12 protein-coding genes are annotated in these 12976 nt (G+C 64.2%); 6 read left to right on the top strand and 6 right to left on the bottom strand.

Going from position 1 to position 12976, the window contains the following annotated elements; all coding sequences use genetic code 11:
• Nucleotides 1-3: 3 nt before the first annotated feature.
• The gene (locus BKA07_RS02830; RefSeq protein ID WP_167949563.1) at nt 4-477 is read right to left on the bottom strand and encodes a MarR family winged helix-turn-helix transcriptional regulator; all 474 of its coding nucleotides are present in this window, start codon (nt 475-477) and stop codon (nt 4-6) included.
• A 119-nt stretch (nt 478-596) separates the two neighbouring features.
• On the opposite strand from BKA07_RS02830, the gene BKA07_RS02825 reads away from it, so the two are divergent.
• Entirely contained in the window at nt 597-965 is a 369-nt protein-coding gene (locus BKA07_RS02825) for a VOC family protein (RefSeq protein WP_167949562.1), read from the top strand.
• 24 nt (nt 966-989) lie between these two features.
• Here the strand turns inward: BKA07_RS02825 and BKA07_RS02820 are convergent, their stop codons facing one another.
• The 3 genes from BKA07_RS02820 to BKA07_RS02810 form a co-directional block, all read right to left on the bottom strand.
• Nucleotides 990-2018: a methyltransferase family protein gene (locus tag BKA07_RS02820; protein ID WP_167949561.1), complete on the bottom strand. Its 1029-nt coding sequence runs from the start codon at nt 2016-2018 to the stop codon at nt 990-992.
• A complete protein-coding gene (locus BKA07_RS02815) occupies nt 2015-2854 on the bottom strand; it encodes a PhzF family phenazine biosynthesis protein (protein WP_167949560.1) in 840 nt (279 codons plus the stop codon). Before BKA07_RS02815 ends, BKA07_RS02820 begins: the two co-directional genes overlap by 4 nt.
• 302 nt (nt 2855-3156) lie before the next feature.
• Nucleotides 3157-4344, bottom strand: coding sequence for an ROK family transcriptional regulator (locus BKA07_RS02810; protein WP_167949559.1), 1188 nt, complete (start codon nt 4342-4344; stop codon nt 3157-3159).
• A 109-nt stretch (nt 4345-4453) separates the two neighbouring features.
• On the opposite strand from BKA07_RS02810, the gene BKA07_RS02805 reads away from it, so the two are divergent.
• Entirely contained in the window at nt 4454-5554 is a 1101-nt protein-coding gene (locus BKA07_RS02805) for a Gfo/Idh/MocA family protein (RefSeq protein WP_167949558.1), read from the top strand.
• Entirely contained in the window at nt 5551-5787 is a 237-nt protein-coding gene (locus BKA07_RS02800; protein WP_209043843.1) for a hypothetical protein, read from the top strand. The genes BKA07_RS02805 and BKA07_RS02800 overlap by 4 nt, the downstream gene beginning before the upstream one ends.
• Before the next feature lie 123 nt (nt 5788-5910).
• Here the strand turns inward: BKA07_RS02800 and BKA07_RS02795 are convergent, their stop codons facing one another.
• On the bottom strand, nt 5911-6651 hold the full coding sequence (locus BKA07_RS02795) for a LysE family transporter (protein WP_167949556.1): 741 nt from the start codon (nt 6649-6651) through the stop codon (nt 5911-5913).
• Between the two features lie 148 nt (nt 6652-6799).
• On the opposite strand from BKA07_RS02795, the gene BKA07_RS02790 reads away from it, so the two are divergent.
• The 3 genes from BKA07_RS02790 to BKA07_RS02780 all read left to right on the top strand — a co-directional run bounded on the left by BKA07_RS02790 (nt 6800) and on the right by BKA07_RS02780 (nt 10766).
• Nucleotides 6800-7549, top strand: a complete 750-nt coding sequence (locus BKA07_RS02790) for a M50 family metallopeptidase (protein ID WP_167949555.1) — start codon at nt 6800-6802, stop codon at nt 7547-7549.
• Between the two features lie 143 nt (nt 7550-7692).
• On the top strand, nt 7693-8400 hold the full coding sequence (locus BKA07_RS02785; protein ID WP_167949554.1) for an HAD family hydrolase: 708 nt from the start codon (nt 7693-7695) through the stop codon (nt 8398-8400).
• Between the two features lie 455 nt (nt 8401-8855).
• Entirely contained in the window at nt 8856-10766 is a 1911-nt protein-coding gene (locus tag BKA07_RS02780) for an HNH endonuclease signature motif containing protein (RefSeq protein ID WP_167949553.1), read from the top strand.
• Nucleotides 10767-10849: 83 nt separating this feature from the next.
• On the opposite strand, the gene BKA07_RS02775 is transcribed toward BKA07_RS02780, so the two are convergent.
• Nucleotides 10850-12445, bottom strand: coding sequence for a nucleobase:cation symporter-2 family protein (locus BKA07_RS02775; RefSeq protein ID WP_167949552.1), 1596 nt, complete (start codon nt 12443-12445; stop codon nt 10850-10852).
• Between the last annotated feature and the right edge of the window lie 531 nt (nt 12446-12976).

Below are 12976 nucleotides of genomic sequence, written 5' to 3'. Positions count from 1 at the left end.
GTTTCAGCCGGCCGTCGGGTCGAGCGCTCCGATGCAGAGATCGAGGGCCTCGCCGAGGTTGTTCTTCTGTTCGTCGTCGAGTGCCGAGACCATGAGCGCCGAGATCCTCTCCACGTGTGAGACCGCCTGATCGAGCGCGTCCTCACCGTCCGGGGTCAGTGTCGTCGGCAGCGCCCTGCCGGTCGACGCCTTCGTCGGCCGGGTCACGAGGCCTCGCTCCTGCAGCCCGCGCAGCAGCGTGTTCATCGTCTGCCGAGTGACGAAGGCTCCCCGCGCGAGCTCCGAGTTCGATGCGCCCGGGGTTCGGCGCAGCAGTTCGAGGCAGGCGTACTGCGGGGTCGACAGCCCGATCGACCGCAGCGCATCGTCCATGCGCGAGCGCAGCGCCGACTGCAGATGTTTGAGCTGATATCCGATCATCGCCTCGAGTGGCGGGGGTGTCTCTGACTCGGGGGACGTCTTTGGCTCTTGACTCATGTAAGTATTCTGACATACATTCATTATGTCAGGAACCTGACAAACAAGAATCGAAACGCCGCGGCCCTCGGCACAGGCTAATTGCGGGGCGGGGCCGCCGCTCAGCGAAGGGAACCATCATGACCGTGACAGGACCGGATTTCGTCGCACTGCAGGTGCGAGATCTCGAGAAGGCGGCTGAATTCTACGAAACGCGAATCGGACTCAAGCGGGCTCCCGCGGCCCCTCCCGGTGCAGTCCTCTTCGCCACCTCACCGATACCGTTCGCTGTCCGTGAGCCGTTGCCTGACATCGATCTCGACTCGGTCGAGCGACCGGGAACCGGAGTGGCGCTGTGGTTCAGCTGTGATGACTCACAGGCGCTGCACGACAGTCTCGTCGAATCCGGCGTCGAGATTCTGCGAGCTCCGGCACCGAGCCCTTTCGGCCTGACATTCACCTTCGTCGATCTCGACGGCTATTCGGTGACGATGCACGACGCGAGCTGAGGCCGAGGTGGCCATGGCCGGGTACTACTCTTCCCGTCTGAGGGCACCGCTGTCTTCAGGGCCGGTGTTCTCCCCGTCGGCCTCTTCCTCGTCCGGGGGCTGGGAGAACGTCGGCACCCAGCAGGAGACGCGGCGGCAGTACTCATCGAACTCGGCGCCGAAGCGCTGTCTGAGATCGGCCTCCTCATGAGGGCGGATCAGCCAGTTCCACAGCAGCGATCCGACGATGGCATAGACGATGACCAACCACGAGCCGATGAACAGCCCGATCGCCACACCCTGAGCGATGCCGGCGATCGCCATCGGGTTGCGGACGAATTCATAAGGGCCCCGAACGACGAGGTGGTTCGCCATTGCTGACGGCAGCGGGGTGCCGGAACCGAAGTTCGCAATCGTCCGGGCCGACCACACCCCGAGCACGCTCGCGAAGGCGAGGAGGGCGAAGCCGGCCACTGCGACGAGGATGGGGAACTTCACGGCCAGGTTCCAGCGGACTTCGAATGAGTTGATGATCGCCGGCACGACGATGAGGAAGACGCCCCAGAGGACCATGATCTGGATGATGGTGCTGACCAGGACCTGGGACCGGACGCGGGTGCGAGAGCTGCGGAAGGCGAACGGTCCTATGAGGAGCCGCTCGGACGGTATCCTGCCGACGAACACGAGGATCCCGGCGATGACGCTGCCCACCGTCGCCGAGATCATGAGCACGGCACCCAGTCCCGCCTCGGTGGTGATGGTGGCATAGATGGCCATGAAGACCGCGACGAGCGCAGTCCAGCCGAGGGTGATCCACACCGCCCATCGCAGGTGGAGTGCGGCCAATCCTGAGGCGATGACGAAGAGCGGGATGCCGACGACGGCGACGAGCATCGGGTCGAGGCCGCCCAGAGTCGCCTCGCGCAGTCTGGGAAGCATGGTCACGCCGAGCCACCAGGCGGCGCCGGCGAGGGCCTGGAGGGCGAAGTACATGCGGCCGTGGAAGATCCTCAGCGGCCTGTTGCGCTTGTTGTGTCTGCTCCCTGCCTTCTGTTTGTCGGCTGCTCGACTCATGCGAATGCCGTTCCTCTCAAGCACACCGTCGTCGGACCGCCGACCCATACCTCGTCGTCCTCATGAGAGATGGCGATGACGCCGGCCCGTCCCAGGGCGGTGCCCTGCGTGACCGTGTATCTCTCCGGTGCGATCCCGGACCCGATGAGCCATTGGGCGACCGAAGCGTTGAGGCTGCCGGTGACGGGGTCCTCGGCGACTCCGACTCCGGGGACGAAGGCGCGGATCTCATACTCGTGTTCGGCGTCCTCGGGGTGGGGCCCCAGGACGCCGAGTTTGATGTCGGGGATCTGCGAGAAGTCCGGTTCCAGGTCGAGGACTTGCTGTGCGCTCGCGAGTCTCACCGCGGCCCACCCGGGGCCGTTGTCGACCCATTGATGGCCGAGGATCTCACTGCGATCGACATGCAGGGCGGCTGCGACCCGGGCGACGAGGCCCTCGTCGAGATCGCCGGACCGAATCGGATCGGGAGCGGCGAAGGCCAGGTTCCGGCCGCCTCGGCGGAGATTGACGAGTCCGGCACCGCACTCCTGGACGATGGTCCCTTCATTGTGGGGAATGCCGCCGGCTTCCAGCCAGGCTGCCGCCGAGCCCAAGGTGGGGTGACCGGCGAAGGGGAGCTCACGGACCGGGGTGAAGATGCGCAGACGGTAATCGGCGTTCGGAGTGGACGGCGGGAGCACGAAGGTGGTCTCCGACAGGTTCGTCCAGTTCGCGATCCGAGCCATCTCCTCATTGCTGAGTCCCTCGGCATCGAGGATCACTGCGACCGGATTGCCGCGATAGGGTTCGTCGGAGAAGACATCGACCTGGGCAAATGCTCGATTGTGGGGCAAGAGGGGCTCCTTCGTTGCGGGAACGCAGCTGCGTTGTGGGGCACGCACCTTCCATGATAATGGGGTCGGGCGCAGACTTGGGGATCAGGGACACGACGCACCGCGGGTTCTGAGGAAGCGAACAACGCTGCGGCGAGCGCGTCATGGTGGGGATCCGGTCGAGATCTCAGCGGTTTTCGACCGCCAGCCCACAGTTACCGAGTGGTAAAGGGCGGCCGCGATCGCAAGGAGGCTGCCGCATCCGAGGCGGCTGACCGGGCGAGGGTGGAGTCCGGTGCGAGGAAGCGGAGTCGGACGCAGACTCAGCGGCTGAAGGCGGCGGCGATCCGGTCGGGGGAGAGGGCCGCATCGATGGCCAGGTGCGCCGCCCCCAGGATGGCGGCGTCTCCGGCCGCTCTGGAGGGGGCGATCGTCAGGTGTTCGGTCGACAGGGGGACCGAGCGCGCATAGACGACCTCGCGGACCCCGGCCACAAGATGCTCGGCCGCCTGCGCCATGGTCCCGCCGATGAGAATGAGGGAGGGATTCATCAGGCTCACGCAGGTGGTGAGGACCTCGCCGAGGTCGCGGCCGGCTCGGCGCACGGCCTGAATCGCCTGCAGGTCGCCGGTCTTGACGAGTCCCATGACGTCGGCCGGAGTCGCCGTCGCCGCCCCCGATCGCGCGAGTTCGCCGGCGATCGCGCGTCCCGAAGCGACGGCCTCCAGGCAACCGCGATTGCCGCAGGCACAGGGAACTTCGGCAGCGCGAGGCAGGGCGACGTGGCCGATGTCTCCCGCGGCGCCGTGCGAGCCGCGGCGCAGTGAGCCGCCGGAGATGATGCCTGCGCCGATGCCGGTGGCCACCTTGACGAAGATGAGATCCGTGGTCTCCGGCCAGGCCGAGCTGCGCTCGCCGAGGGCCATGATGTTGACGTCATTGTCGACGAGGACCGGGGCGGAGAACGTCTGCTTGAGGGCGCCGGGCAGATCGAAGCGGTCCCAGCCGGGCATGATGGGCGGATTGATCGGGCGTCCGGTCGAGAATTCGACGGGCCCGGGCAGGCCGATGCCCACCCCGACCACGTCCGCGGGACTGCGTTCGGCCTCGCCGAGCAGGCCCAGCGCCGAGGCGGTCAGCCATTCGATGGCGCTGTCGGGTCCCTCTGAGATCTCACGTTCCTCGCCGAGTTCTGCCAGCACGGTGCCGGTCAGGTCCGTGACGGCCAGGCGAGCGTGTGAGGCGCCGAAGTCCGCGGCGACGACCACTCTGGCCTGCGGATTGAAGGCGAACTGCGAGCTCGGCCGACCGCCTGTCGAGACGGCGGCGCTGACGGGGGTGATGAGTCCGAGGCCGAGCAGCTGGTCGATCCTCTGCGCGACGGTGGGACGCGAGAGGCCGGTCGACTTCGCCAGATCGGCCCGAGTCCGCGGCCGCCCGTCACGCAGCAACTGGAAGAGCCCACCGGCATGCGACAGATCGGGGGCTTGCGAAACGGTCACCTGGCTCATGCCTTCAGTAAAACACATTCGGTAAAGCATCTTTGCCGAAGATGACGATCGAGACACAGCTTGTAAAAATATCTTGACAAAAGCGGGCAAGTTGGAATCAGAATGGTCAATGGACACTGTTGCCCAGACTTCCGCCCCTCCACCTCGCATCGGGATGTTGGGAGGCGGCTTCATGGCCCGCACACACACTCGGGCCGCCCGCACAGCCGGAGCCCGGTTCACCGCGATCGCGACCTCGGGAGCCGCCGGCAGCCGCAGGGCCGCAGCGGAGTTCGGCTACGACATCGCCGTGACCGCGGAGGATCTCTTCGAGCAGGACCTCGACGTCGTCCATGTCTGCACCCCGAACAGCATCCACGCCGAACACTCGCTGAAGGCCCTCGACTCGGGCTTCGACATCATCTGTGAGAAGCCGCTGGCCACCGATCCCACCGCTGCCCGCTCCATCCTCGAGGGTGCGAGATCACACGGGCTGAACGGAACCGTACCGTTCGTCTACCGCTATCACCCGATGGTCCGCGAGGCCCGCGCCCGCATCCGGCGAGGCGAAGCGGGGGCGCTGCTGACCATCGATGCCAGCTATCTGCAGGATTGGCTGCTGAGCGCCGACGACGACAACTGGAGAGTCGACGCCGGCTCCGGAGGACCCTCCCGCGCCTTCGCGGACATCGGCTCCCACCTCGTCGACCTCATCGAATTCGTCACCGACGAGCGCATCGTGTCCGTGGTCGCAACGACGAGAACCGTTCACCCTCGCCGAGGCGGAGCGCAGGTGACCACGGAGGACACCGTGGCGATGACGGTCGAGATGAGTGGCGGGGGAATCGGCTCGGTGCTCATCTCCCAGCTGGCACCGGGACGCAAGAACGGACTTGTCGTCGAGATAGCCGGCACCGAAGAGAGCCTGCAGTTCGCACAGGAACAGCCCGAGCAGCTGTGGATAGGTCGCCGTGCCGGCAGCCGGCTCCTCCTGCGCGACCCCGACTCCCTGTCTCCCGACGCCGCTCGCCTGTGCACGGTTCCGGCGGGACACCCCCAGGGGTACCAGGACGCATTCAACGCCTTCGTCGCCGATTCCTACGCCGTCTTCGCCGGTGAGAAGCGTGAAGGTGTGCCGATGCTGGCCGACGGCGTCCGCGCGGCACTTGTGACGGATGCCGTACTCAGATCGGCGGCCGAGCGCACATGGGTCGAGGTCGAACAGCTGTGACCGAAGAGACCCGGCCCAGCGAAGACACACCGGTGCTCAGCTTCACGGGGATCCGCAAACAGTTCTTCGGAGTCGAAGTGCTGCACGACATCGCGATCGAGGTGCGCGCCGGCACGGTCCACGGACTCGTCGGAGAGAACAGTGCCGCCGAGGCGGTCGTCAGTATCCGTGGGCTGCTGTGGATGAGAGCGGGCGTTTCCTTCGACGCCGCTTTCTCGAACCAGTCGTCATAGTGGACTTTCGGTCGAGAATTCAACGATTCTCGACCGGAAGCCCACAACTACCGGCAGGTAAGGTCCCTGTCGGCGGGGAAGGTCCTTGTCGGCAGGGAAGGTTCCTGCCGGCAGATATGGCTCCTACTGGCTTGCGAACGCCAGCGTTCCGCCCAGGCCGACGAGCATGCCGCCGCCGATTCCACGGATGCGCGACATGCGCCTCGGCGAGCGAGCGAACCAGCTGCGTGCGGTCCCGGCGATGAAGGCCCAGGATCCGTCCGAGAACAAGGCGAGGGCTTGGAAGAGGAGGCCGAGGCAGATCATCTGGAGCGGCACATGACCTGCCTCGAGGGAGACGAACTGGGGAAGGGCCGCGACGAAGAAGATGATCGTCTTCGGGTTCGAGATGCCGACGATGAAGCCCTGCATGAACATCGATCGATAGGTGATCTCGTGACCAGCGGGGACGAACGAGGCTGCGGCGGCCCCGGGATCCGCCGCGGTCTCGGGATCAGCGGCGACTCCGGGTGCAAGTGGCGTCGACCCGTCGTCGGCGGGCGCGGTCGATGGGTCCACGGGAACGTCGTTGCCGACCTTGCGGTGTCGGATGCCCTGAACGCCCAGGTAGACGAGATAGGCGGCGCCGAGAATTTTGACGACGGTGAAGATGACGACCGATTGGGCGACGACGGTGCCCACGCCGAACGCCACGGCCACGATGATCGGGATGATTCCGACGCTGCCGCCGAGCACGCTCGTCAGGCCTGAGCGTCTGCCGTGCGACAGCGATTGACCGATGACGAAGAGCACCGTGGGCCCGGGGATCACGATGATGACGAGCGCGGCGGCGAGGAATGAGAGGAGGGCGTCAGTGGTCGGCACTAGAGGAACTCTAGAGTCGGGGCGCACTCGGGGGAAGACGCCGGCACGGAGAGTTCGATCACATGGTCGGCGACCCTGAGGGCTTCACTCAGACTCGGTTCCTAGACTGGGCCGCTATGGACGAGCAGCCGATGACGGAGGTGACGGCGTGGATCTGAAACAGGGCATAGCGACCTGGTGGGATGCGATCACGTCGGGCTTCGGACGCCAGGACGGACTGGAACCCGATGCCGTGCAGCTGCTGCTTGTCATCGGGATCCCCCTGGTGGTGACTCTGGCACCCGGGATCTGGCGCTTCTTCGGCATGTTCGTCACCTTCGTGCACGAACTCGGCCACGCCTTCGCCGCGCTGATGACCGGCCGCGTCGTCAAGGGGATCTCGCTGAATTTCGACCACTCCGGGCAGATGAACTCCTTCGGCAAGGTCGGTTTCTCCGCGACGTGGGCGGGTTTCTGGGGCTATCCGGCACCCGGCGTCCTCGGATTGGTCCTCATCACCTCTGCGACTCAAGGTTGGGCACCGTTGGCTCTGTCGCTCGGTGCGCTCATCCTGTTGGTCGCTCTCATCTTCATTCGCAACCTCGCAGGTGCCGCGATCGCCGTAGTCACGGCCGTCGCCGCGCAACTCGTCGTCGTGTTCCTGCCGGTCGAATGGATCTCCGTCTTCGTGGCCGGTCTGGGAACGGCGCTGGCCATCGGCTCACTCAAGGACCTCGTCAAGGTCATCCGCGTGCACACCCGCAGGCGTCGGATCCAGCAGTCCGACGCCTATATCCTCGCCCAGGGGTCGAGCCTGCCCGCGGGTGCCTGGCTGAGCCTGTTCGCGCTTGTCATCATCGTCTGCGCGCTCGCCTCGGCATCCATCCTGTACTCCGCATCGACGTTCTCGTTCGGGTGATCGGCAGGGCAACGTGGTATCGGCCGGTAGGTTCTATCGGCCGGTAGGGCTGGGGCGGTCAGGTCTATCGGGCTGCCGGGCAGGGTCGTGTCTGTTGACCGGCCGGGCTGGGTCTGGTCAGTGCCGGGTGACAGAATCGGGGTATGGATCTGAAACCGAAATATGCTGCTGTGCTGTTCGACTGCGACGGGGTACTCGTCGATTCGGAGCGTCTGACGAACACGGTTCTGTGGGAGATGCTCAATGAGATGGGATGGCAGATCTCGCGGGAGGAATGCGTTGCCCGGTTCGTCGGGAAGATGCTCCGCGACGAGGCGGACGTCATCGAGGAGCATTCAGGTGTCCGCATCGACGCCGAGTGGCTGAGCCGGTTCCGCAGCCGACGCAACGACGCCCTCGAGGCTTCGCTGGAAGCGATCCCAGGAGTCGCCGAGGCGGTGCGTGCCCTTGCCGCCGCCTACCCCGGTCGGCTCGCGTGCGCATCGAGCGCCGACCGACCCAAGATCAACCTGCAGCTGCATAAGATCGGGCTCTTCGACGTCTTCGACGGCCGGATCTTCTCCGGGATGGAGGTGCCGCGGTCCAAGCCGGCCCCGGATGTGTATTTGGCGGCGGCTGACGCTCTGGGCGTCGACCCCGCTGCGACCGCGGTTATCGAGGACTCACCGACAGGTGTCGCCGCGGGGGTCGCGGCCGACGCGCACGTGCTCGGATTCTGTCCCGATTCGCCGGTTCACCAGCGTCCCGAGGCGCTGCAGAACGTCGGCGCCCACGAGATCTTCACCTCGATGGATCAGCTGCCGGGACTGCTCCTGCAGGCTTCCAGCGAACCTTCGCGGGCACTCGGCTGACCGGCGGGTGCTCTCGATGAACCATTGGGCGCCCCAACGAGCATTCGCGGGCTCTGACGATCACTGGAAACGAGATTGCAGTCCTATAGTGATCGATTGTCGATCGAAACATATTATGGTTTGTTATCGTATCGTGATGTTAATTCCAAGCGTCAGCGACTAGAATTGAGGTAAGCACTCACACCGAAGTGAAGAGCAGGTGACCACCAGTGAAGCACCCCTCCGATTCCGACAGCACCGCTTCCGAACCTGCCCGTGACTCACAGGGAACCTCCTCCAGTGCCGGATCCGAGTCAGACCGATCGGCAGTCTCCGAGGAATCTCGTCGATCACATGCTGCCGGCGACGCGTCTGCCGAAGTCTCCGACGGAGGGCCCTCTGCCCCTGGTGATCGGTCCAAATCGGCCAGGCGTCTTCACATCGATGCAGACTCCCCTTTCGCCGAGGCTGCCGAGGTGTTCGCAGCCAGCGATCGCGCGCAGCTGTCGGCCTTGGATGTGTCTGCTGAGCTGTTCTTCAATGAGGTTGTTGAGAATCTCAATCTCTTCAATCCCACCCCCGGCCGTCCCTACGCCCACGTCGGCATCGCGGACACAGTCCGCAGATACCAGCAGTCCGCATGTACATCCGGTGCGAAGACAACAGAGACGACACCGGAGAAGGCAGCTGAAAGGGCACCGGAAGAACCGAAGGACGAGCGGAACCGTCTGTCGAACTTCCCACGATTCAGGCTGGACCAGACCTTCTACGGCTGGGTGCATGACCTTTCGCAAGCCGAAGACATCGCCGAGTTCACCACGATCCTCGGCACGACCACTGCGCGAGCGTATACCCAGATCACATCCGCGATGACGCTCATACACGGGCTCCCCAAATTCCACGCACGGTGTCTCGCGGGAGAATTCACAATCGAGCACGTCAACGCCGCCGCGCATGCCTGCCGCGACGTGAAATTCAAGAACCTACCCTCTGTCGACGACTATCTCGCGGATCGTCGCGCGGACATCACTCTCGAGACATTCAAGAAGTCTTTGGGAATGAAGATCGCTGTGCTCGAGCCGCTCGAGGAGCGCGTCGAAGAGGCGAGCAAGCGTCGTCGCGTCGACATCACCACCGGTGACGACGGAACTGCTTGCCTCACGCTGACGGGGCCGGCGCCCGAGCTGCAGGCCTGCTACATTCGGATCGCCGCATTCGCACGAGCGATTCGTTCGGGCAACGTCGCACCGTTCAGCGATCAGGTGAAGCCTGGAATCTCGATCGACGACAATCGAGGCATCGATGCGCTGATGTTCGACATCCTCACACGGACATGCCCCCAGCTCAACATCCGGGTCACCTCCAACAACACGACGACCGGAGAGACCGAGACACGGGAAATTCCCCTCGACGTGCCCACTGATGCGTCTTTGGCTCCCGCCGATGTCGTCAACGCAGTGAAAGAGGGAATCGCGAACGCCTCAGCGGATGCGGAAGAGGACGACGATGGGCTGGAGGCAGAAGTCGTTCTGCGGATGCCGACCCACGGACAATGGCTCGAATCTCAGGCGAAGATGATCACGACGGTCCCCTTTCTCACTCTGGCCGGCGAGTCGGATCTGCCAGGTGTGTTCTCCGACGGCTCCCCGATCCCAGCCGACACGGCGCGACGGATCGCTGGCCATTCGAAATCATGGTCCCGGATCCTCACCGATCCGGCCACCGGAACACCGGTCGATGCAAAGGCCACCACCTATCAGATACCGATAAGTGTCCGGCAGACTCTTATCGCGAAATGGCAGACATGCACGATTCCGGGTTGCACACGGCGGTCAGAGAACACGGAGATCGACCACCTCATCCCCTTTGACCATGATCGCCCCGGGAGCGGCGGACTCACTCAATTCAACAACCTGCATTGCTTATGCAAACTGCATCACCAAGCAAAAACCGATCGCAAGTACTCGGTCCGCATGTCCCACACTGGAGTGTTGGAATACGTGTTCCGACACGGAATCACCACCGAATCAGCTCCCGGCGACCATCCGATCAACGCAGCTCATGCGAAATTGTTCGACGCGATGAGACAGCGAGAAGCCGAGCCTTCCGATCCACCCGAATCGGATGACCGGTTCCGAGGCGACCCATCCCGAAACGCCCGATCACCGAACACATCAACACAGGGCACCCGATCACCTAACGCACCAAGACTGGATTCACCGCCACAGGACGGAGCATCGCACGGCGATATCCGAATTTCTGAGGAGCGCCCAGGTCCCGAGGCGGCCGCCGGTCGGCCAGGATGGGTGAAGAACGATCCGATGATCAGCGCCTTCGCGAGCAAGAACGAATGGATCTGGGACTCCGGCGGGCCGCCGCCATTCTGAGCACGATCGCTGACGGGACAGCCTCCAGACACAGCGATCTTCAGACGCAGCGAGAGGGGCAGTCTCCAGACGCAGCCAGGAAGTCAGTCCTCGTTCTCCTGGATCACTCGGCGTACGTCGTCTTGGGTCTGCGCCTCGCCGCTGTTGATGGCCTCGACGACCTTTTCATGCTGGTGCTCGGTGACGACGGGGACCTCCTCGCCGTTGCAGTCGACGATCTTGCCGTCCTTGACGGTGTCTCCTTCGGCGAGGAGCGCCTCATGGTTGATGAGTCGCTCGAGTTCGTGTCTGCGGATGACGCGACCGGTGCCCGCGACGAACACGGAGCGATCGCTGCGGTCCTTGCTCCTCACACCGATGTGGTTGAAGACCAGGTTGAGCAGCACGGCCATGATGGTCGCCGAGGAGATTCCCGAGTGGAGGATGATGCCGACCCACGATGGGAATGAGTTGTAGAAGTCAGGCTCGACGACCGGGATGATGCCGAACGCCAGTGACACCGCGACGAGGATCATGTTGAGATTGCCCTCGTACTCGACCTTGGACAGCGTGCGAATGCCCGAAGCTGCGACGGTGCCGAAGAGAACGATGCCCGCGCCGCCGAGAACGGGGGAGGGGATGGCCGCAACTACCCCGCCCATGACGGGCAGCAGACCGAGCACGACGAGGATCACACCGCCGGCGGTGACGACGAACCGGGACTTCACTCCGGTGATCGCGACGAGGCCCACGTTCTGAGCGAAGGCCGACTGGGTGAATGAGTTGAAGATCGGAGACACCGCTGATGACAGCATGTCCGCCCGCAGGCCGTTGGAGATCCGTTTGGAGTCGACCTTGGTCCTTACGACCTCGCCCACCGCGATGATGTCTGCGGTGGTCTCGGCGAAGGTGACGATGATGACGATGAACATCGATATGATCGCCGCCGCGGAGAAGGTCGGCATACCGAACGCGAAGGGCTCGGGGAACGCGAAGACTCCGCGGTCGAGCACATGGGAGAAGTCGGCCCAGCCGAAGACGAGGCAGACGAGGGTGCCGACGACGATTGCCAAGAGGATCGAAAGACGGGAGACCATTGCCACGGGGACCCTGCTCAGAATGAGAACGACGGCGAGGGTGCCGACGGCGATGAGGATATTCCGACTGCTGCCGTAATCGGCTGCCTCGGCGTCGCCGCCCATCGCCCAACCGGCGGCAACCGGCATGAGTGAGAGGCCGATCGTCGTGATGACGGTGCCTGTCACCACCGGTGGGAAGAATTTGACGATGAGTGCGAAGGCCGGGGCGACGATGAGACCGACCGCCGAGGCGACAAGGACTGCGCCGAAGACCTCCGGCAGTCCATCGCCACCTGCGAGGATCGACGTCATGGTCGCGACGCCGGCAAAGGACACACCCTGGACCAGAGGCAGCTGCGAGCCGAAGAACGGGACGCCGAACGACTGCAGGATGGTGGCCAGGCCGCCCATGAAGAGACATGATGCGATGAGCACGCTGATTCCGCCGCCATCGAGCCCGGCGGCCTTGCCGATGATGAGGGGGACGGCGATGATTCCGCCGTACATGGTCAGAACGTGCTGCAGGCCGTATGCGAACGACGTGCCGACCGGAAGTCTCTCATCTTCCGGGCGTGCCGTCTTCGTCCGCTTCGTCTGAGACGACTGCTTGGATACCGACATCTATCTCTCCATTGAGTTCTTCCCTGAGCGACAGCCTCGGATCCCGTGCCCGGAGGGCAGTGAGGGTGGTCGACTGCAAGTGAGGGACCGGTTGCGCCACTTTCAACATGTGAAAGTATATTTCCTTATCGCAAAATGCTATGGGAAAGCTTCGAGCTTGGCAACCTGAATTCGTGATCTCTCGCACATGCTAGAGTGCAGTCTTGTCGGTGTACGCCTCGGGGGACAAATCAGTGTCACCTGAGGAGCGTTCTCCTGGGGTGCAGACCCGAGATCACAGCTGGGGCGCATTCCCCCGACCACACCGGACGGCGGAGCAGCAGACGCCGTGAAACCTGAGCTGGTGGCGCTTCGCCCCAGTGATGTCGCCACAGAGTACGAGCAGAGACGCAGTTCTCTGGACCGTCAGTGAGAGGCGACGAATCCTATGTCAACTGCAAGCGGACCCACCGTAAGCCGAGCAGTCACGTCGACTGCGCCCACCGCGCCCACCACGAGGGCAACGCCCACCGCGCCCACCACGAGGGCAAC

Source organism: Brevibacterium marinum, from assembly GCF_011927955.1.
Classification (GTDB): Bacteria; Actinomycetota; Actinomycetes; order Actinomycetales; family Brevibacteriaceae; genus Brevibacterium; species Brevibacterium marinum.
The sequence above is the reverse complement of the archived record's forward strand: the minus strand, read 5'-3'. Positions and strand labels throughout refer to the sequence as shown.